Here is a 21969-nt window from a genome sequence, read left to right as displayed (position 1 = left end):
TCCGCTCGGCTCGGTTGGCGGCCGGTCCCGGGGCCGGCCGCGGCTCGATCGTACGTGTCCCCCACCGGCCCCGGACCGGCGGTTCCGGGCCGCCCCAGGTCACCACACAGGAGACACACGACGGGCACACGGGTTCTTCACATCCGTCCGCGATTCTTCGATTCCGTCCGGCAGGGAAACGGTCCGCCGGACGTCTCCCCGAACGAAGCCGGACGGATTCCATGCGTCGATCCACGCCGCCCCGACGAACCACCGGGGCCCTGCCGTCACTCGCGGCCGCCGCGGCCCTGGCCGCTCTCACGGCCTGCTCGTCCGCACCCGCGTCCGAGGACGCACCCGGGACCGGGGAACCGGCCGCCGGGGCGAGCGGGGACGCCGGCGCCGAGGCGGTCGAGATCGCCACGGTCGTCGGCGGGGAGGTCGACGTCCACGCCGAGAAGGAGGACGCGGAGGCGTCGCAGACCCTCACGAGCCCCAACGACTTCGGGGTGGACCGCACGTTCCTCGTCGAACGGAACGAGGGCGAGTGGCTGGAGGTGCTCCTCCCGGTCCGGCCCAACGGTTCCACGGGCTGGATCAGGAGCGACGAGGTGGAGCTGTCCACCACCGCGTTCCGCGTCGAGATCGACACGGAGGCCTTCGAGTTCACCGTCCACGACGGAGAGGAGGAGGTGCGCGCCGGGGTGATCGGCACGGGGGCGAACGAGACCCCCACCCCGCCCGGCCGCTACTACTTCACCGAACTGCTCCGGCCCCCGGACCCGGACGGCGACTACGGCGTCTACGCCTTCGGGCTGAGCGGCTTCTCCGAGACGCTGGAGACCTTCGCGGGCGGCCCCGGCCAGCTCGCGGTGCACGGCACCGACGACGAGGACGCCCTGGGACGCCAGGTCAGCCACGGGTGCATCCGGGTCTCCAACGACGACATCACGTGGATGGCGGAGAACCTGCCGATCGGCACGCCGGTCGAGATCTCCGGCTGACCCCCGGCCCCGGACCGCCGCGCGGGGCGGTACCCCGCACACACCGAACGACCAGAAGGACCCACCATGCGTCTGAAGACCAGCCTGTTCGCCGCCGGCATCGCGGCGTTCGCCCTGTTCGGCGCCGCCCCGGCGTTCGCCGCCGACGAGCCGGCCGTCCCGCCCTCCCAGAGCGACTGCCCGGCGGTGCCCGTCCCGGCCGATCCCGCCGAGGGCGTGGTCGCCCCCGAGGAGGGCGTGGTCGCCCCCGAGGAGGGCGGGGCCGGCCTGCCGGGGGAGTGCGCCGAGCCCGAGCCCGGTGTGGAGGCCCCCTCCGAGGAGCCGAGCCCGGGCGAGGGGGCCTCCGTCGAGCCGGACCCGGTCGCGCCCGAGGCCGCCCCCGCGCCCCCGGTCGAGCAGGACCCGAACTACACGGGCTGACCCCCGTCGGGGCCGCGGGGCGCGAGCCCCGCGGCCCCGCGGAACACGGTGCCGGGGTGCCGCGGCCGTCGCGCGGTGGTCCCGCACGGGAGCGGCGGACCGGGGGCGCGCCTTCCGTTCCGCCGCTCCACCCGCGTGCGGCGCGCCCCCGTGCCGCGATCCGGGCCCTCGTTTTGCGCAACGGTCCGTGGTGTCTGTAGTCTTGTCACAGCCAGGAGGATTCGCCTAGTCAGGTCTATGGCGCCGCACTGCTAATGCGGTTAGGTGGCAACGCCTTCCGGGGTTCAAATCCCCGATCCTCCGCAGATCACGAGGGGTCCCGCGCTTCGGCGCGGGGCCCCTCGTGCGTGCCCGGTCTCAGTCTTGGTCTCAGTTGCACGCCGTGGCATGCGGTCTCACCCCGTCTCAGGGGATCAGCCGAACGGTGGAGACGGCCCACACCGCGCCCACGCTGCTCCGGCTCCACGCCGGGGAGCCCGCGCCGTCCCCCCCGGGCGCCGCTCCTCGACTCCGGGCACCGCTCCCCCCGCCGCCGCGCGCAGCCGCCCCCGGCCGCCTCATGCCAGGAGCGCGACCGACCCCCGCTCCACCAGGCGCACGGGCAGCCGCACGGCGGTGCCGGGGCCCTCCACGAGCAGGTCCATGATCTGCTCCCCCAGGGCCTCGCGCTCCACGGCGATCGTGGTCAGGCCCGGGTCCAGCAGGGCGGAGGTGGGCAGGTCGTCGTGGCCCACGACGCTGACGTCCCGGCCCACGCGCAGGCCCCGGGAGCGGGCGGCGTCGTAGACGGCGGCGCTCAGGTGGTCGGAGTTGACGACGAGGGCGCGGTGACCCGGACGCGCCATCATCTCCGACGACCTGCGGGCCACCGCCTCGTGGTCCAGCGGGCCGCGCACCACGTCTCCGGCCATCCCGTGCTCCGCGCAGCGGCGCAGGAAGGACTCCTCGCGTCCCCAGTCGGCGGCCAGGGCCTCGGGCGCCGTCAGCAGCGCGGCCTCGCGGTGCCCGCGCTCCGCCAGGTGCGCCACGGCCAGGGAGACGGCGGCGTCGTCGTCGGGGCCGACCGTGGACAGGCGGCTCGCGGCCCCCTCGCGGTCGGGCTCCGGTGTGCAGTTGAAGGCCACCACCGGGATATGGGTGTGGCGGTCCATCCACTCCAGGAGGCGGCCGCGCCGGCCGATGGGGGCGATGGCGATCCCGGCGACCGCCTCGGCGGCGAGCCTGCGCAGCGCGGCTCCCTCCCGCTCCTGGTCGTAGTCCGAGCTCATGATCAGCAGGAGCGCCCCCTTGCGGTGCGCGACGGTCTCCATGCCGCGCAGCACGTCCAGGAAGAAGGGGTTGCGCATGTTCCGGATCACCACGCCGTAGGCGGAGCGCCGTCCGGTGCGCAGCGCCCGGGCCCGGCCGTCGGGCTGGTAGTCCAGTTCCGCGGCGACGCGGCGGACCCGCTCCGCGGTCGCCGGGGCCACGCGGCCGGTGCCGTTGAGGGCGAAGCTGGCCTGGGCGACCGAGACGCCCGCCCCGGCCGCGACGTCCCGCAGGGTCGCGCGCTTGGTCGGTTCGGGCATGGCACTCCTCGGGGACGGCGGCCGTGGACTCGAAAAGTACCGTGTGCCCGCAGGGACCGGAACCGGCGCGGGCCTGGTAGCGCCGAGCGCTGTTCCTCGGGAGTTCAAGCCGTGGACACCGTTTGCGTCATGGCAGGTCACAGTGCTGATTAATCGTTTAATCACACGATCCGGAACAGCGGTGTCCGACGGGCGCCGCGCCGACCACGGAGATCCCCATGACCCTCGCCCACGGCCGCGGCGTCCTGAGTGCGGCCGCGATCACCGCCGTCCTCGCCCTGACCGCCTGCGGCAACGCCGACCTCCCCCCGGCCTCGGCCACCGGCGACGGCGGCACCGTCATCACCTACAACTCTCCCGCCGAGTGGGGGAACTACGGCGAGGTCCTGGCCGCCTTCACCGAGGAGACCGGGATCCAGGCCCCCAACGACCCGAAGAACTCCGGGCAGGCCCTGGCCGCGCTCCAGGCGGAGAAGGGGGCTCCCGTGGCCGACGTCGCCTACACCGGGATCGCCTTCGCCGGACAGCTCGTGGAGGCCGGCGTCCTCCAGGCCCACGTGCCGGAGGGGGCGGAGGAGGTCCCCGAGGACCTGCGCGACCCCGACGGGAACTGGACGGCCGTCCACACCGGCACGATCGCCTTCATCGTCAACGAGGACCACCTGGACGGCGCGCCCGTGCCGGAAGGCTGGGAGGACCTCCTCGACCCCGCCTACGAGGGCAAGGTCGGCTACCTCGACCCCACCCAGGCGGCCGTGGGCTACTCCGCCGCGACGGCGGTCAACCACGCGCTCGGCGGCGACCTGTCCGACTGGGGGCCGGGCCTGGACTACCTGGCCGAGCTGAAGGACAACGGCGCCTCCACCTCGGCCCAGACCGCCACCGCCAAGGTCGCCCAGGGCGAGATCCCCATCCTCATCGACACCGACTTCAACGGCTACAAGCTCCGGGACGAGGGCGCGAACGTCAGCGTCGTCATCCCCGAGGAGGGGTCGCTGCAGATCCCCTACATCGTCGGCCTGGTCGAGGGCGCCCCCAACGCCGAGAACGGCAGGGAGCTCCTGGACTTCTACTTCTCCGAGCGGGGCCAGGGCCTCTTCGCGGACGGGTACATGCGCCCGGTGGTCGGCGGGATGCCGGAGGAGCTCGAGGACAAGGTCCTGCCCGAGGCCGACTACGAGCGCGCGATCACCATCGACTACCTCGAACAGGGCGAGCGGCAGCAGGAGTTCATCGACATGTACCAGAGCGAGGTCGGCTTCTAGTGGCCCCCGGCACCGCGCGCGTGCGCCTTCGCACGCCGCCCCCGTGGACCGCCGCGCTCCCGGCCCTCGCGGTCATCGGCCTGTTCAGCGCCTACCCGGTCGCGGTGCTGGTGGGCAACTCCCTCGGCCTGGGCAGCGCCCCGGCCGACGGGGGACCCACCCTGGAGCACTACGCCGACGCCCTGGCCTCGGCGTCCGTCCGCGAGTCCCTGGCCGCGTCGGCGCTGGTCGCCGGGGTGGCCGTCCTGGCCACGCTCGTGATCGCCGTCCCCGTCGTGCTGCACCAGGCACGGCAGGACCGCGCCGGGGCCGGAGGCGCCTCCACCGACGCCCTGCTCACCCTGCCGATCGCCCTCCCCGGCATCATCATCGGGTTCTTCGCGATCGTGCTCAACGGCAGGACCGGGCTGCTCGCACCGCTGTGGGAGGGGTTCGCCGGCCTGGCCTACACCCTGCCCGGCCTCCTCGTCGCCTACGTCTACTTCTCGCTGCCCCGCGTCCTGGGGCCGCTGCGCGCCGCCGCGGCCGGGCTGCCGCACTCGCTCACCGAGAGCGCCCGCACCCTGGGCGCCTCCAAGGCGCGTGTACTGGCCACGGTCACCCTGCCCCTGCTGCTTCCCGCGCTCATCGAGACCGGGGGCACCGCGGCGGCGATCGCCCTGGGCGGGTACGGCACGGTCGCCACGCTCTCCGAGGGCATCCGCCTGCTCCCGCTCGACGTGGCCAACGCACTGACCACCGGCTACCGTCTGGCCGCCTCCTCCACCCTGGCGGTGCTGCTGGCGGCCATGGCCGTCGCGGCGCTGGTCCTCGGACGCGGCCTGGGGCGCCTGGTCGGTCGGGCGGTGGCCTCGTGAACCGCGCCGTCACCCGGGCCGTCTGCGCCTTCGTCCTCATCCCGATCCTGGCGACCCTGGTGGTCGCCACCAGCGTCGACTTCTCGCAGGGGCCCTGGGGCGGAGGGTTCACGCTCGACTGGTTCGCCCACGCCTGGCCCCCGCTCGCCCCCGTCATCGTCCGCAGCCTCGCCGTGGCGGCGCTGGTGGTGGCGGTCAACCTCGTCCTCTCCGGACCCCTGGCCTGGTGGGTGGCCCGCCACCCCTCGCCGCTGACCCGGCTGACGGGATACCTCGTCAACGTCCCCCTGGCCGTGCCGGGCATCGCGCTGAGCGTCGCCCTGGTGAGCGCCTACGCGGCACTGCGCCCCAGCGGGCTGCTGCTGGTCATGGGACACGTGGTGTTCACGCTGCCCTTCACCCTGGCCGCCCTGGTCCCCGCGCTGGCGGACGAGGAACTGCGCCTCCACGAAGGGGTGGCGCGCAGCCTGGGGGCCGGTTCGGCCAGGGTCCTGGCCACGGTCACCGTTCCCGGCTGCCTCACCGCCCTCACCCAGGCGGTGACGATGGTGTTCGCCCTCTCCTTCGGCGAGTTCAACATCTCCTTCTTCGTCAACCCGCCCGCCACGCCCACCGTGCCGTTCGCCCTGTTCGACTCCTACTCCACACAGAGGCTCGAACCCGCGTCCGCGCAGTCGATCATCTTCATCGCCTTCGTCGCCCCGGTGCTGACGGCCATCGTGCTGGCCCGGCGGCGCGCCCTGAGGAGCACTCCGTGACCGATCTCCGTGAACCCGAGACCGGGGCGCCCGGTCTCACCGTGTCCGACCTGACCATCCGCTACGGCGACACCGAGGCCGTGCGCGGGGTGTCCGTGCAGGTGCGGCCCGACGAGACCGTGGCCGTCGTCGGCCCCTCCGGCTGCGGCAAGAGCAGCACCCTGCGCGCGGTGGCGGGGCTCACCCCGGTCGCGGGGGGAGCCATCGGCCTGGGCGGGCGCGACATCACGCACCTGGACCCGGCCCGCCGGGGCGTGGGCCTGGTCCCGCAGGACTACGCGGTGTTCCCGCACATGAGCGTGGCGGGCAACATCGCCTACGGCCTGCGCGCCCGACGGCTCCCGGCGGACCGCAGGCGCCGACGGGTCGCCGAGATGCTGGAGCTGACCCGGCTCACCGAGCTGGCGGGACGCCGGCCCGGCCAGCTGTCCGGCGGCCAGCGCCAGCGCGTGGCGCTGGCCCGGGCCCTGGCCGTCGAACCGGACGTCCTCCTCCTGGACGAGCCCCTGGCGGCCCTGGACCCCCAGCTGCGGGGCGGCCTGCGCAGGGAGCTGTCCGCCATGCTCTCCTCCTCGGGGTGCGCCACGCTGATCGTCACGCACGACCAGCGCGAGGCCCTCTCCCTGGGGACGCGGATCGCCCTGATGCGCGAGGGGACCCTGGTGCAGTTCGGGACCCCCCGAGAACTCTGGGAGGACCCCGCCGACGCCTTCGTCGCGGACTTCCTGGCCGGCGCGGTCCTGCTGGAGGCGGAGCGCTCCCCGGACGGGGCCGCGGTGCTCGACGGGCGGTGGAGGATCCCGGCGGAGGACCTGGGGACGGGACCGACCGGCCACGGCCGCACACGCCTCCTCCTGCGCGACGACAGCCTCACCGTCACCGACCGCGACGACGGGGCCGCGGTGACCGCGCGGGTGGTGCACGCCGAGTTCGTCGGCGACGCCGTCCGCCTCACGGTCGACGCGCACGGCCACGTGTTCGGGGTCCGGGTCCCGCCCGACGCCCGGATCGGCCGCTCCGTGTCGCTGGCGGTCGTCCCCGGCCGCGCCACCCTGCTCGTTCCCGCCCCCTGAGACCGCCAGGCCACCGTACGAAGGAGCAACCGTGCTCGAACTCGAAATCCTCGGATCCAACGCCACGGCGCCCACTGCGGAGGGCCCCGCCTCCTGCTACCTGCTGCACACCGGCGACGGCGTCCTGCTGGTCGACGCCGGTCCGGGGTCCCTGCTGGCCTACTGCGCGCGCTACGGGCTCGACCGGTTGCGCGGGATCGTGGTGACGCACCTGCACGCCGACCACAGCCTGGACCTCATGGCCTGGGCCTACCGGTGGACCTTCCCCGAGGTCCTGCCGCGCATCCCCCTGTACTACCCGGCGGGGGAGGCCCCGCGTCTGGCCGCCTTCGACGCGGTCTTCGGCATCCCGACGCTGCCCACGATGAACAGCCCGATCGCCCAGTCCTTCGAGCCCCGGGAGATGGCCATGGACGGGACGACCCGCTACGAGGCGGCCGGGACGTCCTTCCGCTCCTTCCGGGCCCACCACAGCGTCCCCTCGGCCGCGCTCCGCTTCGAGGACCCCGACGGCAGGGTGGTCTCCTTCTCCTCCGACACGGGGTACTGCGAGGCCGTCGTGCGCGCGGCCGGGGGCGCCGACCTGTTCGTGTGCGAGGCGACCTACCTGGAGGCCGACGACCAGGCACTGAACGGCCACGGCCACCTCACCGCCGCGATGGCCGGGGAGCTGGCCGCCGAGGCAGGGGCCGGGCACCTGGTTCTCACCCACTTCGCCGACCCCGGCATGTGGGAGGAGGGCAGGAGGCACGCGGCCCGCGGTTTCACCGGAGAGGTGAGCGTGGCCAGGCCCGGCAGCCGCTTCTGAGGGGGCCGGCCCGCCCCGGCCCCCGCCCGCCCCCGACGATCGTCGGGGGCGGCCCCCGTCGGTCGGCACTGTCGGCGCGACACCGCGTCTTCCTAGCGTGGGACCCCGAAGGTCCGACGAGGGAAGGCTCCATGAACAAGCAGACCATTACAGTGGATGACACCGCTCTCGAAGCGGTCGACCTCGTCAAGAGGTTCGGCGGGGGCGAGACGGCGGTGACCGCGGTGGCCGGGGTGAGCCTCGGTTTCTCCCGCGGCGAGTTCGTCGCCGTCATGGGGCCCTCCGGCTCCGGAAAATCCACCCTCATGAACCTGCTGGCCGGGCTGGACACGCCCACCTCGGGGAGGGTGCTGGTCGAGGGGACGGACCTCGCTGGCCTGGACGACCGGCGGCTGACCCGGCTCCGGCGCGAGCGCATCGGTTTCGTCTTCCAGGCGTTCAACCTGCTGCCGGCCCTGACGGCGGAGCAGAACATCCTGCTCCCGCTCAAGCTCTCCGGCCGCACCCCGGACCGGGCGTTCTTCGACGAGATCGTGGGCTCCCTGCGCATCCGGGACCGGCTCGGGCACCGCCCCTCCGAGATGTCGGGAGGCCAGCAGCAGCGCGTCGCGATCGCCCGAGCCCTGCTGACCGGGCCCGCGGTGGTCTTCGCGGACGAGCCGACCGGCGCCCTCGACGTCTCCACCGGCCACGAACTCCTCGGCCGGCTGCGCGAGGCGGGCACCCGGCTCGGACAGACGATCGTCATGGTCACCCACGACCCGGTCGCCGCCACCTACGCCGACCGGGTGCTGCTGCTGTCCGACGGTGCCCTCCACGGCACGCTCGAACGGCCGACCACCGACGAGGTACTGGCCGCCATGGCCCGGACGGAGGCCTGATGCCCGGCTACGCCTGGGCGCAGACCGCCGCCCACCCCGCCCGGCTCGCCTCGGTCCTGTCGGCGATCGTGCTCGGCACGCTGTTCCTGGCGGCCACCGCCGTGTTCGCCGCGACCTCGTCCGCCGGCCTGCGCATCGTCGCCGCGGCCCCGCTGTCGGCTGCCGACGTGATCGTGGACCGCGATCCGGAGGCGGCCGATCCCGGTGCCGGATGGCCCGAGCAGGTGGCCGAGCACCCCGACGTCACGGCCACGGCCCCCCTCCACGCGGGCACCGTCCAGCTCGTCACGGACGAGATCCGCGCCACCGCCAACCTCTACAGCATCTCCGACCGGGACGAACTCCGGTGGTTCGAGCTGGCGGAGGGGGAGTGGCCCGCGAACGCCGCCGAGATGGTGGCCGACGCACCGACCCTCGACTCCGCGGGGCTCGCGGTGGGCGACACCGTGAGCCTTCTCGTAGGCGACGGGGAAACGACCGACATGACCGTCGTCGGCGCGGCCGACATCGGATTCCGGCCGCTGACCGGGGTCCAGTACCAGTTCTACACGTCGGAGGGCTTCTTCGCCGGGGAGAGCCCGCTGAGCGTCACGGCCGACATCGCCGACGGGACTTCTCCGGAGGCGGTGGTCGAGAGCATGGGAGCCGACCTGCCCGACGATCTCCACCCGATGACGGCGGAGGAACAGTCCCGGCTGGCGGCGGACCGGTTCGCGGGCGGCGCCCAGCAGCTGGAACTCATCCTGCTCGTGTTCGCCCTCATCGCCCTGCTCGCGGCCGCCCTGGTCATCGCCAACACGTTCACCATCCTGCTCTCCCAGCGGCGCCGCGACACCGCGCTCCTCAGGCTGGTGGGCGCGGAGAGGTCCCAGGTGCGCAACCTGGTTCTCGCCGAGGCGCTGATCATCGGTTCCATCGGTTCGGCGATCGGTGTGGCCGCGGGCGTGGGCGCGGGGTACGCGGGCGCTTCGCTGATGGAACTGACCGGGGGCGGCCTGCACGTCGGTGTTCCGGCCCTGGCCGGGGCGTTCCTGACGGGTGTGGCCACCACCGTGTGCGCCGCGTGGTTCCCCGCCCGCAAGGCCGCCGGGACCGCGCCGGTCGAGGCACTGCGTTCGGCTCCGCTCCAGAACGGGGTCCGCTTCCGGTCCGTCCACGCGGTGGGGCTCGCCGCGGCCGCCACCGGTGCGGCGGTGATGGTGTTCGGCATGCTCGCCGAGAACCTGCCCGTGTCCATCGCAGGCGGTTCCGTGGGCGCCGTCGGCCTGCTCATGGCCCTGCGCTACGCGATCTCCCGTCTCGTCGGAGGGGCCGACCGCCTGCTGCGTCTCCGGGGAGGTATCGCCGAGCTGGCGGGGGCCAACCTCCGGCGCAACACGGGCAGGGCGGCCACGGCCACCCTCACCCTGGTGCTCGGGCTCGGGCTGATCGCGGCCCTGGCCACGGCCGCGAGCACAGGGCGGGCCACCATCGACGGTGATCTGGACGACCGGTTCCCCGTGGACGTGAGCGCGCGGGTGGACACCGGCTCGGTGCCCGCGGCGACCGTGGACATGGTCCGCGACATCGACGACCTGGTGCTGGTGGAGACGCCGCGCACCGAACAGGTGACCGTCGAGGGTCTGGGCGAGACCACCCTGGTGGGGGTCTCCCCCGAGCTGGCGCGGGCCGTCGGGGCCGAGGACCTGGCCGCGGACGGCACCGGAGCTCCGGCCATGCTGGTGTCCGAGGACCAGCTGAACGCGCTCGGCGCCGCGCAGGGGGAGACCGTCGACCTGTCCGTCGACGGCGAGGCGCACCGCTTCACGCTGTACGCGTCCGAACTCGCCACCTCCTCCGGGGCCGCGAGCCCCGTGGTGCGGGAGGAGGCCCTGGACGCGGTCGCCCCGGGTGACGAGCGGGGCATGGTCTGGGGCACGGCCGCCGCCGGGGCCGACTACGACGCCCTTGCCGAGCAGATGAGCCGGGTGGCCGGGGCGGACCCCGCGATCACGCTGAGCGGAGCCCTCGCCGAACGGACCGGCCTCACCGACGTCCTCGACGTTCTCGTCAACCTGTCGCTGGCGATGCTCCTGGTCACGATGGTCATCTCCAGCCTCGGAGTGGCGAACACCCTGAGCCTGTCCGTCCTGGAGAGGACGCGGGAACTGGCCCTGTTGCGGGCACTGGGACTGACCAGAGGGGGGCTGAGGAGCACACTCGCGGTGGAGGCTGCGGTCATCGCCGTCCTGGGAGCACTGCTGGGGCTCGTGATCGGCATTCCCTACGGGTTGGTCGGGGTGAACGCGGTCATCGGGGGGACCGCACCCCTCGTCGTCGCTGTTCCCTGGGCGGAGCTGGCACTCGTCCTCGTGTCCGCCCTGGTCATCGCGGCGGCGGCCACCGTGCTCCCCTCCCGGCGGGCGGCGCGGATAGCCCCGGCCGAGGGGCTGGGCGCCGACTGACCGGCGCCGGGGTCCGCCCCGCGGTGCGGACCCCGGCGGGCCCCTCAGCCGCCGTCCGGAAGGGGCCCGGGGGCGTTCCCGGCGTGGTCGACCAGGCCCGCCTCGTGCGCCAGTACCGCCGCCTCCACGCGGTTGCGGACCCCCAGGCGCTTGAGGATCGTGCTGACGTGACCCTTCACCGTGCCCTCCACGAGGAAGAGCCTGCGACCGATCTCCAGGTTGGACAGCCCCGCGCCGAGCAGGGCCAGGACCTCGCGCTCGCGTCGGGTCAGGCCGCTCACCCGCCCACCGGCCGCGAGGCGCTCCGCAGCCCGGCCGCGGTCCAGCTCGTCCAGGACCCGCCGTGCCACCCGCGGGGAGAGGAACGCGCCGCCCTCGGCCACGGCCCTGACCCCCAGGATCAGCTCACGGGGGTCGCCCGTCTTGAGGAGGAACCCGTCGGCGCCTCCGGCGAGGGCCCGGAGCACGTACTCCTCCTCGCCGAAGGTGGTCAGGATGACCACGCCCGTTCCCGGTGCGACGCGCCGCATCTCGGCCGCCGCGTCCAGCCCGTCCATCACCGGCATGCGGATGTCGACCAGGGCGACGTCGGGGCGGTACGCACGTGCCATCTCGACGCCCTCCCGGCCGTCGGCGGCCTCCGCCACCACCTCGATCCCCGGGTCGTTGGCGATGATCGAACGCACACCGGCGCGGATCATCGCCTCGTCGTCCACCAGCAGGACTCGCACCATGGCCGGCGTCACCCTCCTCACCACGTCACCACCTCGGCCGACACCAGGGTTTCGGCGTCGAAGCACAGCCGGTACCGATCGTGGTCACCGTCGAAGATCTGCGGGCTCGACCGGTAGAGGGAGCACTCCAGTCCCGGCCGCATCCCGTTCTCCTCCCCGCCTGTGGAGGCCGCGTCCAGCCGGTTCTCGGGCAGGACGGCCTCCACCTCGGCCCGGTCCTGGCCCGGGCGCAACTGCTCGAAGACCTCGGGTTCCAGTGTGGCGGTCGCGGCCTGGTGCGCGTTGAGGGCGAGAGCCAGCCCGTATCCCAGGAGAGCCGTTGTCATGGCGAGGCCCACGATCAGGCCTATCGCCCACCCGGTACGGCGGCGGGCAAGGCGGTGTGTGCTCAGGCTCGACGGTTCCGCGTGCTCGTCCCGTGCCGCCGCGCCCCCGGGGTGCGGCCGCCCCCGTACGGGCATACGGGCCGACACGGCCCAGCCCGGTCCCTCGGGCCCCGCACCGAACGTCCCGCCGACCAGCCTGACACGTTCGCGAAGACTCTCGAGCCCGGTTCCGCCACTCACCCCGTGGGCTCGTGGGTATCCCTTCCCGGGCGCGGATCCGACGACCCGGACCACGACCTCGTCGGCCCCCGTCTCGACAGTGACCCGCACGGCCGCGCCCGGAGCGTGCCGGGCGGCGTTGGTCAGGGACTCCTGGACCACCCGGTACACGGCCCGGTCCACGAGCACGGGCAGCGCACGCGTGTCGCCCTCCTGGCTCAGAACCACCTCCATCCCGGACGCCCTGGAGCGTTCCACCAGGGCGGTGAGGGTGTCGTCCGCCGGGCCCAGAGGCGCGGCCTCGCCATCGACTCTCAGCACACCGAGCGCTTCCGCCAGCCGATCGGCCGCACGTGCCGCCGCCTCGCGCAGCTCGGCGGCCTCGGAACGCCGCTGCTCGGACAGGTCCTCCGCCATCTCCAGGGCGCCGGCGCGCAGCGACAGCAGGCTGAGCTCGTGGCCCACGGCGTCGTGGAGGTCGCCGGCGATGCGGGAGCGCTCGCGCATGCGGACCCGTTCGGCGACGAGTCTCGCCTCGCTCTCCAGGAACCGCGCCCGATCCCACCCCGCCTCCTCCAGGGCTGCGGCGTTGCGCAGGTACAGGCCCACCAACCAGGGGAGGGGCACGGCGAACAGCACCAGGACGCTCCCGGTGATCCACAGTCCCAAGGGCTGACCGGACAACAGCAGCCATCCGGCGCCTCCCGCCGCACCGGTCGCGTACACGGCGACAGCAGGGCGCGGATCCGAGGACAGGCGCCCGGTGAGCAGGGCGGGCAGCGGGACGAGGAGAAAGAGGAGGGGCCACACAAGAGCCGGCAGAGCCACGAGGACCGAGCACGCCAGGGCGGCGTGTCCGGGCGGGATCGCTGCCGGGGAGGTTCTCATATCTCGGAAGGTAACGTCCGGCGCCGGTCCCGTCATCTGACGAAAGTCAGGTACGCGCGGTGCGGGCCGACCGCGGCCCCGGGGCCGGGCTCTCGGGGGTCGGGGAGGGGAAGAAGCGGCGCCGCGGTGGGGCGCCGTCCGTGTCCGGGGCGCCCGGCCCGCCCTCCGGCGGGCCGGGCGGTCGCGCCCGGTCGACCGCGGGCGCGACGTCCCCGGTCAGGCCCTCAGCGGCGTGAAGTCGCGCGAGGCGACGAACCCGGGCCGGCGCTCCCGCGCGGCGAACGGCTCGACCAGAGCGTTCTCCACACTGTTGAACACCACGAAGATGTTCGAGCGCGGGTACGGGGTGATGTTGTTCCCTGATCCGTGCATGCTGTTGCAGTCGAACCACAGCGCCGACCCGCTCGGGCCGGTGAACTGCTCGATCCCGTGGCGCCGCGCCAGCTCGGCGATGTCCTCCTCCTGCGGGACACCGACCTTCTGGGCCTTCAGCGAGGACCTGTAGTTGTCGTCCGGCGTGCGGCCCAGACACGGGACGAACGTCCGGTGGGCGCCCGGCATGAGCATCAGCCCGCCGTTGAACGGGTGGTTGTCGGTCAACCCGATGGACATGCTGACGGCCGCCATGTCGGCCATGCCGTCCTCGGCGTGCCAGGTCTCGAAGTCCGAGTGCCAGTAGAAGCCGGTGCCGCGGAAGCCGGGCATGAAGTTGACCCGGCTCTGGTGCACGTAGACCTCGGAGCCGAGGATCTGGCGCGCCCTGTCGAGGATCCGGGGTTCCCGGATCAGACGGGCGATGCGATCGCTCAACAAGTGGGCGTCGAACACCGAGCGGACCTCCTCGGAGGCGGGCTCGATGATCGTGCGCTCGTCGGAGCGGATCGCCGGATCGTCGGTCATCGCCTTGAGCTCGTCCATGCAGGCGCCGACCTCCTGGTCGGACAGCAGGTCCCGCTGGATGTGGAATCCGTTGCGGGCGTGTTCGGCGAGCTCTTCGGCGGAGGCCGGTCCCTCCTGCGCGCTGCCTCGGACGGTCGGTTCGTCGCTGATGATCCACTTCCGGTCGGAACCGGACTCGACGCGTGTCGGATATCGATCTTGGATGTGGACGTCTACCAGGGTCATGGGACGCCTCTCCTTTCTCGGTGCCCGTCGTTTTCCTCGTCGGCGGACGGTTGCGGTCCGGGGCGCCTCGCGCCCGGCCACGGCCTCCGGGCCCGGCGGAACCGGATTCCGCCGCGGTCGGCCGGAGGCGCGCTCGGCGCGGTGTCGCGGGGCCGTCCGGGACTCCTGCGCGGTGCGGTTCCTCGTGGGGCGCCGACGCCGGCCTGGGCCGTCGACACCGTCGCCCCCCCTTCGGAGCCGGCGGTGGACGGTCCGTGGCCGTTGGCGCCCCGCAACGGGAACCGGGCCGCGCGGGCGCCCTCCGCCGGTCCGCAGTTCCACCCGCCGGACCAGGCCATGCCCGCCGGGAACGCCGATAATCATGCCGGAGGGTGTCGGTGGTTTCTCCCAGGGTGACCGGAAGATCCGATCACGGTGTCATGCCGCCTCTGCCGTATCGGCCCTGTTCGCGGGCGCCGTCCGGCACTGCCTGCGAATTGCTTCCCGGTGTCCGTCCGGACAGGCGCGCGGGGCCCGGCGCGCCCCTCGGGGCTGTGCCGATCCGTGTCCGGGGAGGGGGCGGGGCCGTGGGAAGGCCTGCCCGTCGTGCTGCCGGTGTCGGCGGGTCAGTTGACGGCGCGCTCGATGACGAGGTCGGCGTCCCGTCGCAGCTTGTCCACGGCCCGGGACAGGGTGCTCTTCACGGTGCCGAGAGTGACGCCCATCCGGGCGGCGATCTGCGCCTCGGTGAGGTCGTCGTAGTAGCGGAGGACGACCGTGGTGCGCTGGCGGTCGGGGAGGCGTTCGATGGCCCGCCCGACCACGTCGGCGAGGTCGCTGCGCCAGGTGGGGTCGTCCACGCGCTGCTCGGGGATGTCGTCGGTGGGGTAGACGTCCAGCCGTTTGCGGCGCCACTCGGAGATCTGCGTGTTGACCATCGCCCGGCGCACGTACCCGTCGCGGGCCTTCGGGTCGGCGATCCGCTCCCAGGAGAGGAAGGTCTTCACGAGGGCGGCCTGGAGCAGGTCCTCGGCGTCGGCGAGGTTGTTCGTGAGGGAGCGGGCCATCCGCAGCAGGGCGGGGCCGCGCTCGGCCACGTAGCGGCTGAACTCGTCGTACCTGGGGGTCCGGGTAGTTCCTGTCACGCCGACCACCGACTCTCACAGGTGCTGCGTGCTGCTTTGTCATGCTTTCTTCCCCTCACTGTCACACAGCGAACGCAAATCTCCGGGCACCTGTGCCCCATGTGCCGGCCAACGGCACGCCATGGAGGGCCGGTCCCGTCGGGCGGCGGCCCCGGGCCGGACCCCCGACACGCCGGGGCGCGGGGCCGGGGAAGGGCGGGGCGGCGCGCAGACTCTTGGTCATTTTTGTGGATCTATCGGTGTGTATCGGGTCTATCTGCGACTTTGCAGCCACAAGCTGTACTCAAGCGGCTGCATGCGGTCATCATGGTGGATGGTCCGCATGGGGCACTGCCCCGGACGTACCGGCTTCCGGAAGGTTGCCGCGAGCAAGGTCCGGGACATGCGGACCACCCGAACAGGTGCGTGTCGGCGTGTGGCCGGTGGCCGGTGGTTCCGACCGGGACAATGGGCAGAGAGTGACGAGTCGGGTGACAAGGGGGCGCAGACGACATGTCAGTGATGACGGACAGCGGAAGGGACCGCAGAAGGTTCACCGCGGCGGTGCTCGGCCCCGAGACCGCGCTCGAACCCACACCGGTGGGCGACCGCGTCGTGCGCGGCGTGGTCGTCGGCGCCACCACGCACATGCTCTGCCTGGCCACGCCCCGGGGCGAGGAGCGGTTCCTGTACGACCGCGCCACCGTGTTCTGGCGCGGGGGAGAGGTCCGGCCCGACGACCTGAGGGACGGCGACGACGCCGTGGTGCTCTGCTCACAGGACGGTCGCCTCGTCGCCGAACGCGTGTGGGCCCAGGCCGCCCGGGCGACCGGCGTCATCGTCGGCCGCGAGGGCGAGACCCTGGAGATCGACCCCGGCCACGGCCGTCCCCGCACGACCGTGGTCCTCCCCTACCGCACCTCGGGCCGCATCGCCGTCCGCCACCCGCGCCTGGAACCCGGCTACGTCTTCGACGCCGTCGGGGTCTGGCGCGAGGGGGCCGTGTGGGCCGCCCGACCGGCCACGACGCAGCCGCCCTACCCGCTCAGCGCCACACCGCCGAGGCCGCCCACACCCCGCCACTCCACCACGCTCAGCGGCATCGCCACCTGGTACGACCCCGCCTGGGGGCGCTCGTCCCACCTGGACCCGCGCGCCCGCGTCGACGGCGTCGCCTATCCGGCACTCGACCCCGTCGGCCACGACGCGGACTGCGACCGGCGCACCTCCTGCGTGCCGCTTCCGCTGCTGTCCGCCGGTGCGACGCCGAACCTGCGCAACGACTGCACGAGGGACACGGCCGTGCTCCCCGTCGTGGACTGCGCCGCCGCCGACAGCTGGCTGTGCGACCTGTGCCCCGCCTGCGGGGGCCAGGGGGCGGGGCGGATCGCCTCCCTCACCATGACCGCGTTCGTCGCGCTCGGGGGGCTTCTGGAGGACGGCTGCTTCAACGCGACCATGACGGTCCACAACGGGGAGGGATGACCATGCTGCCGGAGATCGTGGAGGCGTTCCGCGAGGTCCAGCTGCCGCTGCTGGCGGTGCTGCTCCTGCTCGGCGCCGCGAGCAAGACCACCGGGCAGGCCGCCGGCTCGGGACTGGCCGTCCTGGTGCCCGAGCGCCTGCGACGCCCGGCCACCGTCGGGACCGGCCTCCTGGAGGTCGCGCTCGCCGTCGGGCTGCTGGCCCTCACCGGCCTCCCGGGCGACGCCGTGCGCCTGCTCACCGCCGTCGTGTTCGCCGCGTCGGTGGTGGTGCTGGTCCTGGCGCGCAGGCGCGACCCGGAGGCGGGCTGCGGCTGCTTCGGCGGGCTGAGCCGCGCCCCCATCGGTTGGCGCACGCTCACCCGGGCCGGGCTCCTGTCCGCCGCCGCCCTGGCCACGCCGGGCCTGGAGCCCGCCGGGTGGCAGGTGGCCCTCGCCCCCACCGCGCTGCACGGCTGGGTCCTGGGCGCGGAACTGCTGCTCCTCGCGGCTCTCAGCCCCGAGCTGCGCGAGGTGGCGGCCCGGACCCTCCACCGGGAGCCGTGCGAGCTGCGCGAGGTCCCGATGCGCCGTACGGTGCGCAGACTGCGCCGCAGCGACGTGTGGCGCACCAACGAGAACGTGATGATCAAGGCCGAGCCCGACGACGTGTGGAGGCACGGCTGCTGGCGGTTCCTGCGCTACGACGGGATGCGCCACGGGCGGCGTGTGGACGTCGTGTACGCGGTCAGGATCGGCGGGCGCCGCCGTACCGGCGTGCGCGCGGTGCTCGTCGACCGGGGGAGCGGGGCGGTGGTCGCCTCCTTCGGCGCCGTGACCGGCCTCGAACTGGTCGGGCCGCCGCGCAGGCTTCCCCGGCCGCGCCAGGCGGCCAGGCGGGACGCCGAGCGGCACGACGCGGCCCGGGCCGCGGAGACGCTCCGGGCGGCGCGTGAGCACCCGGCCAGGATGATGCCCGACCACTCGCGCGACGCCGACACCGGCCAGCCGGTGTGACGGGTTCCCGCACGGGACCGGCCCCCGCCGGACCGGTTCCGTGCGGCCCCCGCGGGGAACCGGGCGTCCGGGCGCCGGAGCGCCGCCCGCCGGGGCCGGGCCGGACAACGGGATCCCGGGCGGGCCGCCGCGGTGCGGCCGGGGTCCTCAGCCCAGCATCCGGTCCTGGCGTTCCACGGCGGCCTCGCTGAACTCGACGAGCATCTCCTCGTAGTCCTCCAGCGCGCCCTGGCCGAGGATCGACGTGGTGCCCACCAGGCCGCCGTTGCGGTACATGATGCTGAACATGCGGCTGTCCTCCTCCGCGGAGCTCACCTCGATGGCGTAGGCGCGGGACTCGTCGCCGATCTCCGGGACCTCCTCCAGGTCGCTCACCCCGTAGTCGGACGTGGTCCCGTCCTCGTAGGTGGCGGTGTACGCGGCGCAGCTCTCCGGAGGCCTCGCGGCGAGCGCCTCGGCGGCGGTGCCCTCGTCCAGCTGGACCAGCATGTGCGACACCGCGCCCTCGGACCACTCGTAGGCGGCCACGGAGGCGGGCGCCCCCTGCACCCCGTCCAGGTCCCCCCAGCGGTTCGAGGCGTCCAGGCACTCGGGCTTGTCCAGTTCGGTGGTGGCCCGGACCTCGGCGCTGTACCGCACTGTGACAAGCTCGGAGTAGGTGCCGCTCTCACTGCCCTCGGGCACGAGGGTGGCGTCGCGGACGTGCAGCGGGTGCGCGTCGTACAGGGCGGCGGCGGCCTCGGCGTTGGGATCGTCTCCCCCCTCGGCCCCGCCGCCGCACGCACTGAGCATGACCACCACGGGTAGGACCATGGGAAGAGCCAATGGCCGGACGTGTGCCCGCCCTCCCCGCGGGCGGGGGTTCTGACCAGCCGGAATCCGAGCTGAGCCGGCGGGACAGGGACGCAAACGCATGGTGCTATCTCCTCGTTTGTGCGATATTTCCGCTGGGTGCGGTGATCGGCCCGGGCGCGAGATCGCTGAGCGTGTCGCGGGGTTAGCACAAAGTATTGAGGAAGGACAATGGTGTCGGAGTCGAAATCGCCATATCTGCGGTCGGTGCTGGAGAGCATCCCCCCGTACAAGCCGGGCAGGAAGGTCGTCGGCCCCGAAGGCCGGTCCGTCAAGCTCTCCTCCAACGAGAGCCCCTACGGCCCCCTCCCCTCGGTGCGTGAGGCCGTCGCGCGGGCGGCCGCCGAGCTGAACCGCTACCCCGACCCGGGCGCCGAGGAGCTCACCTCCCGTCTCGCGCGGCGCCTGGACGTCCCCGAGGAGCACCTCGCCCTCGGCGCGGGCTCCGTCGGCATGCTCCAGCAGCTCCTGGAGGCGGTCGGCGAACCCGGGGCCGAGGTCGTCTACGCCTGGCGGTCCTTCGAGGCCTACCCGCTGCTCGCCGGGCTCGCCGGGGTCACCCCCGTGCAGGTTCCGCTGAAGGACGAGGCGCACGACCTCGACGCCATGGCGGACGCGGTCACCCCGGCCACCCGCATGGTGATCGTCTGCAACCCCAACAACCCGACCGGCACCACGGTCCGCGAGGACGAGCTGACCGCCTTCCTGGACCGGATCCCGGACAGCGTGCTGGTGATCCTGGACGAGGCGTACCTGGAGTACGTGCGCGACCCCCGCGTGCCCGACGGCGTCGACCTCTACCGGGACCGGCCCAACGTCGCCGTGCTGCGCACGTTCTCCAAGGCCTACGGCCTGGCCGCGGTGCGCCTGGGCTACCTGGTCGGCCACCCGCCGGTGGTCGACGCGGTCCGCAAGACCCTCGTCCCGTTCGCCGTGAACCACATCGCCCAGGCCGCGGGGATCGCCTCCCTCGACGCCGAGGGCGAGCTCATGGAGCGGGTGGCGGCCACCGTCGCGGAGCGAGACCGCGTCCGCGACGCGCTCGTCGCCTCCGGGTGGACCGTGCCGCCGACCGAGGCCAACTTCGTGTGGCTGCGGCTGGACGGGGACACGCTCGACTTCGCCGCCGCGTGCGCGGAGGCGGGCGTCTCGGTGCGCCCGTTCGCGGGCGAGGGCGCCCGCGTGAGCCTCGGCACCCCTGAGGAGAACGACGCGTTCCTGGCCGTGGCCACCTCCTACGCCGAGCGCCGCTAGGGAACCCGCGGGGGTGCCCGTGCGGCGGTGCCCGTCCGGCCGGCCGGGGTGTCCGGCGCACCGGCCGCGGGGGCGCCCGTCCGGCCGGTGCGCGGCCCCCGGGAGCGGGGGCCGCCTCGTCGTCCATGCGCGGGAGTCTGGCAGCGGGGAGCGGGGTTGTCACCGGATTATCCACAGCCTGTGGACGGGGATGGCGGGGGCGGGTTGGAGAGGGGTAGCGTCGATTCGGGGGACCCGCGGCTCCCCGTGGCCGCTGTGCGGCGCCCCCGTGTTCCACGCTCCCACCGGGCCGTTCCGCGGGCAACGCCCCTCCACGGCCTGTGGAGAACCCGGCCGGGCCGCTTCCGGCGGATCCCGTACGCGGTCCGCCACGTCTCCGGAAAACCTGGCCGACCCGCTGTCCGTCACCGCGAACCTGGCCGCCCGGTCACCCCAGACGCCTTCACGGGCCCGATCGGCTCGCCCCGGGGCTTGTTCCCCACAGGCCCCCGCGGACACCCCACAGAGTGGTCCCGGACTGCTCAGCAGCCCCTCGAGGCTGGGGCCGGGCCCTCACACGGTCGCCCCGCAGCACCGGGGCAGCACGCGGCGGGGGCGGTCCCGTTGGGAACCGCCCCCGCCCGCGTACGTGTGGCGCCTGTCCGCCCACCGCCTACTTGCCCGCCGCGTCCTTGTCCAGCTTCTCCACGATCAGCCTGTAGAGCTGGCGCGGGCGGCCGGGCTGGAGGGTGCGGTTGGGGGGCAGCGGCCATGCCAGCCCCTCCTCGACGAGGGTGCGCAGCAGCCGGCGCGCGGTCCGGGAGGTGACGCCGAGCATGCGCCCGGCGTTCTCCGCGTCGACGACCAGCGGGCCGTCCTCCTCGGCGATCTTCTCCGAGAGCCGAATCAACGTCTCGCGGCCCTTGGTGCGCAGCGGTTCGGAGGACTGCCGTGCGGGCGCGCGCTGGGCGGGGACCAGGGAACGACCCTCGCGGTCCACCGCGAAGCTCTGACGGGACGCCTGGGCGCGGTTCAGGGCGGCCCGGGCGTGCGCCTCGGCGTCCTGGGTGGTGCGCCCCATGCCGATCCCGACCTCGATCGCGATCCCCAGCTCCGCCTTGATGCGCTCCACGAACGGCGGCTGCCGGAACCCCTCGGTCGCGGTCACGAGCGATCCCCGCGTGGCGGTCACCATGAACGAATGGTCGTCCAGGCGGTGGGCCGTGGCGTTGATCCGGTGGGCCTCCTGGAGGAGGAGCCGGTGCAGCGACAGCCGCAGCTCCTCGCGCCAGTACCGGGGGGTCGACCGCCGGGACGAGTCCCGCAGCGTGGGCACGTCCACCACCACGACGCCCAGCTGGGCCTCCTCCAGCCGGTGGTGCGCCCCCAGCAGTCCCGCGGTCTGGAGGGCGCTGCGCACGCCGGCGTTGGTGGGCCGCAACCGGATCACGGGGACGCCGATGGCCTCCAGCCGCTCGGCGACGCCGCGCACGCAGGTGATCGCCATGCGGGTGGCCTTGCGCCGCCACAGCCCCTCGTGGAAGGACGTGAGCTGCGCGGTGTTCGTGAGCTCCTCGTGCACGTGGATGCCGTCCACGGGCAGGTCGACCTCGGAGTAGGCCTCGACCACGTCGGCGCGGCTGAGCACGTCGAGGCTGGCTCTGGTCGGGTCGTACCGGTCGTCCAGGGTCGCCCGGAGCAGGGCCTCGTGCAGGCTGGCCCCGCCGAGCGGCACGAAGGTGGCGGGCATCGTGAGAACCCCGGCCTTGCGCGCGAACTCGTACGGGACAGGGCTGGCGAACAGGTAGGCGTCGATCGCCGAACCCAGCCTGACGACCTTGTCCGTCGCCTCTTGCTCATCTCGGTACGCGGCTGCGATGAGTCTGGCGTTGAGGGGCCCGGTGGACCCCGGGCCCATGAGCATGACCCGTTCGACCACCTCATGGGGCCCT

At 73.7% G+C, this 21969-nt stretch carries 19 protein-coding genes and 1 tRNA gene; 13 read left to right on the top strand and 7 right to left on the bottom strand.

Annotation, left to right across the window (positions count from 1 at the left end):
- Nucleotides 1-221 precede the first annotated feature (221 nt).
- From OUQ99_RS30420 to OUQ99_RS30410, 3 genes are all read left to right on the top strand, one after another.
- Nucleotides 222-983, top strand: a complete 762-nt coding sequence (locus OUQ99_RS30420; protein WP_267947186.1) for a L,D-transpeptidase — start codon at nucleotides 222-224, stop codon at nucleotides 981-983.
- Between the two features lie 66 nt (nucleotides 984-1049).
- The gene (locus tag OUQ99_RS30415) at nucleotides 1050-1403 is read left to right on the top strand and encodes a hypothetical protein (RefSeq protein ID WP_267947185.1); all 354 of its coding nucleotides are present in this window, start codon (nucleotides 1050-1052) and stop codon (nucleotides 1401-1403) included.
- A gap of 214 nt (nucleotides 1404-1617) precedes the next feature.
- Nucleotides 1618-1706, top strand: a tRNA-Ser gene (locus tag OUQ99_RS30410).
- 254 nt (nucleotides 1707-1960) lie between these two features.
- Here OUQ99_RS30410 and OUQ99_RS30405 read toward each other — a convergent pair.
- Nucleotides 1961-2971: a LacI family DNA-binding transcriptional regulator gene (locus OUQ99_RS30405; RefSeq protein WP_267947184.1), complete on the bottom strand. Its 1011-nt coding sequence runs from the start codon at nucleotides 2969-2971 to the stop codon at nucleotides 1961-1963.
- Nucleotides 2972-3189: 218 nt separating this feature from the next.
- Here OUQ99_RS30405 and OUQ99_RS30400 point away from each other — a divergent pair, with 218 nt between their 5' ends.
- The 7 genes from OUQ99_RS30400 (at nucleotide 3190) to OUQ99_RS30370 (ending at nucleotide 11057) form a co-directional block, all read left to right on the top strand.
- The gene (locus OUQ99_RS30400; protein ID WP_267947183.1) at nucleotides 3190-4236 is read left to right on the top strand and encodes an ABC transporter substrate-binding protein; all 1047 of its coding nucleotides are present in this window, start codon (nucleotides 3190-3192) and stop codon (nucleotides 4234-4236) included.
- On the top strand, nucleotides 4236-5093 hold the full coding sequence (locus OUQ99_RS30395; protein WP_346660225.1) for an ABC transporter permease subunit: 858 nt from the start codon (nucleotides 4236-4238) through the stop codon (nucleotides 5091-5093). Before OUQ99_RS30400 ends, OUQ99_RS30395 begins: the two co-directional genes overlap by 1 nt.
- Nucleotides 5090-5851, top strand: a complete 762-nt coding sequence (locus tag OUQ99_RS30390; protein ID WP_267947181.1) for an ABC transporter permease — start codon at nucleotides 5090-5092, stop codon at nucleotides 5849-5851. The genes OUQ99_RS30395 and OUQ99_RS30390 overlap by 4 nt, the downstream gene beginning before the upstream one ends.
- Nucleotides 5848-6924 carry an ABC transporter ATP-binding protein gene (locus tag OUQ99_RS30385; RefSeq protein WP_267947180.1) on the top strand — a complete coding sequence of 359 codons (1077 nt, stop codon included), beginning with the start codon at nucleotides 5848-5850 and terminating at the stop codon, nucleotides 6922-6924. The genes OUQ99_RS30390 and OUQ99_RS30385 overlap by 4 nt, the downstream gene beginning before the upstream one ends.
- A gap of 31 nt (nucleotides 6925-6955) precedes the next feature.
- Complete coding sequence (locus OUQ99_RS30380) at nucleotides 6956-7732, top strand: MBL fold metallo-hydrolase (protein WP_267947179.1); 777 nt, start codon at nucleotides 6956-6958, stop codon at nucleotides 7730-7732.
- 131 nt (nucleotides 7733-7863) lie between these two features.
- Entirely contained in the window at nucleotides 7864-8613 is a 750-nt protein-coding gene (locus OUQ99_RS30375; protein ID WP_267947178.1) for an ABC transporter ATP-binding protein, read from the top strand.
- Nucleotides 8613-11057 (top strand): FtsX-like permease family protein, encoded by a 2445-nt coding sequence (locus OUQ99_RS30370; RefSeq protein WP_267947177.1) that lies wholly within the window; start codon nucleotides 8613-8615, stop codon nucleotides 11055-11057. Before OUQ99_RS30375 ends, OUQ99_RS30370 begins: the two co-directional genes overlap by 1 nt.
- 44 nt (nucleotides 11058-11101) lie before the next feature.
- On the opposite strand, the gene OUQ99_RS30365 is transcribed toward OUQ99_RS30370, so the two are convergent.
- The 4 genes from OUQ99_RS30365 to OUQ99_RS30350 all read right to left on the bottom strand — a co-directional run bounded on the left by OUQ99_RS30365 (nucleotide 11102) and on the right by OUQ99_RS30350 (nucleotide 15482).
- The gene (locus OUQ99_RS30365) at nucleotides 11102-11791 is read right to left on the bottom strand and encodes a response regulator (protein ID WP_267947176.1); all 690 of its coding nucleotides are present in this window, start codon (nucleotides 11789-11791) and stop codon (nucleotides 11102-11104) included.
- Nucleotides 11792-11808: 17 nt separating this feature from the next.
- A complete protein-coding gene (locus OUQ99_RS30360; RefSeq protein ID WP_267947175.1) occupies nucleotides 11809-13224 on the bottom strand; it encodes a sensor histidine kinase in 1416 nt (471 codons plus the stop codon).
- 216 nt (nucleotides 13225-13440) lie between these two features.
- A complete protein-coding gene (gene thpD / locus OUQ99_RS30355) occupies nucleotides 13441-14349 on the bottom strand; it encodes an ectoine hydroxylase (protein ID WP_267947174.1) in 909 nt (302 codons plus the stop codon).
- 605 nt (nucleotides 14350-14954) lie between these two features.
- Nucleotides 14955-15482: a SigE family RNA polymerase sigma factor gene (locus OUQ99_RS30350; RefSeq protein ID WP_267947173.1), complete on the bottom strand. Its 528-nt coding sequence runs from the start codon at nucleotides 15480-15482 to the stop codon at nucleotides 14955-14957.
- Between the two features lie 483 nt (nucleotides 15483-15965).
- Between OUQ99_RS30350 and OUQ99_RS30345 the strand changes: the two genes are divergently transcribed.
- Both OUQ99_RS30345 and OUQ99_RS30340 read left to right on the top strand, forming a co-directional pair.
- Entirely contained in the window at nucleotides 15966-16937 is a 972-nt protein-coding gene (locus OUQ99_RS30345) for a hypothetical protein (RefSeq protein ID WP_267947172.1), read from the top strand.
- Nucleotides 16938-16939: 2 nt separating this feature from the next.
- Nucleotides 16940-17932 carry a MauE/DoxX family redox-associated membrane protein gene (locus OUQ99_RS30340; protein WP_267950570.1) on the top strand — a complete coding sequence of 331 codons (993 nt, stop codon included), beginning with the start codon at nucleotides 16940-16942 and terminating at the stop codon, nucleotides 17930-17932.
- Between the two features lie 147 nt (nucleotides 17933-18079).
- On the opposite strand, the gene OUQ99_RS30335 is transcribed toward OUQ99_RS30340, so the two are convergent.
- A complete protein-coding gene (locus OUQ99_RS30335) occupies nucleotides 18080-18745 on the bottom strand; it encodes a hypothetical protein (RefSeq protein WP_267947171.1) in 666 nt (221 codons plus the stop codon).
- 210 nt (nucleotides 18746-18955) lie between these two features.
- Between OUQ99_RS30335 and hisC the strand changes: the two genes are divergently transcribed.
- Nucleotides 18956-20038: a histidinol-phosphate transaminase gene (gene hisC, locus OUQ99_RS30330; protein WP_267947170.1), complete on the top strand. Its 1083-nt coding sequence runs from the start codon at nucleotides 18956-18958 to the stop codon at nucleotides 20036-20038.
- Between the two features lie 652 nt (nucleotides 20039-20690).
- Here the strand turns inward: hisC and OUQ99_RS30325 are convergent.
- On the bottom strand, nucleotides 20691-21956 hold the full coding sequence (locus tag OUQ99_RS30325) for a transcriptional regulator (RefSeq protein ID WP_378553683.1): 1266 nt from the start codon (nucleotides 21954-21956) through the stop codon (nucleotides 20691-20693).
- Nucleotides 21957-21969: the final 13 nt, after the last annotated feature.

It is taken from the genome of Streptomonospora nanhaiensis (assembly GCF_026642255.1).
Classification (GTDB): Bacteria; Actinomycetota; Actinomycetes; order Streptosporangiales; family Streptosporangiaceae; genus Nocardiopsis; species Nocardiopsis tropica.
Note: the sequence above shows the minus strand (reverse complement) of the source record. Positions and strands in the feature narration are given on the sequence as shown.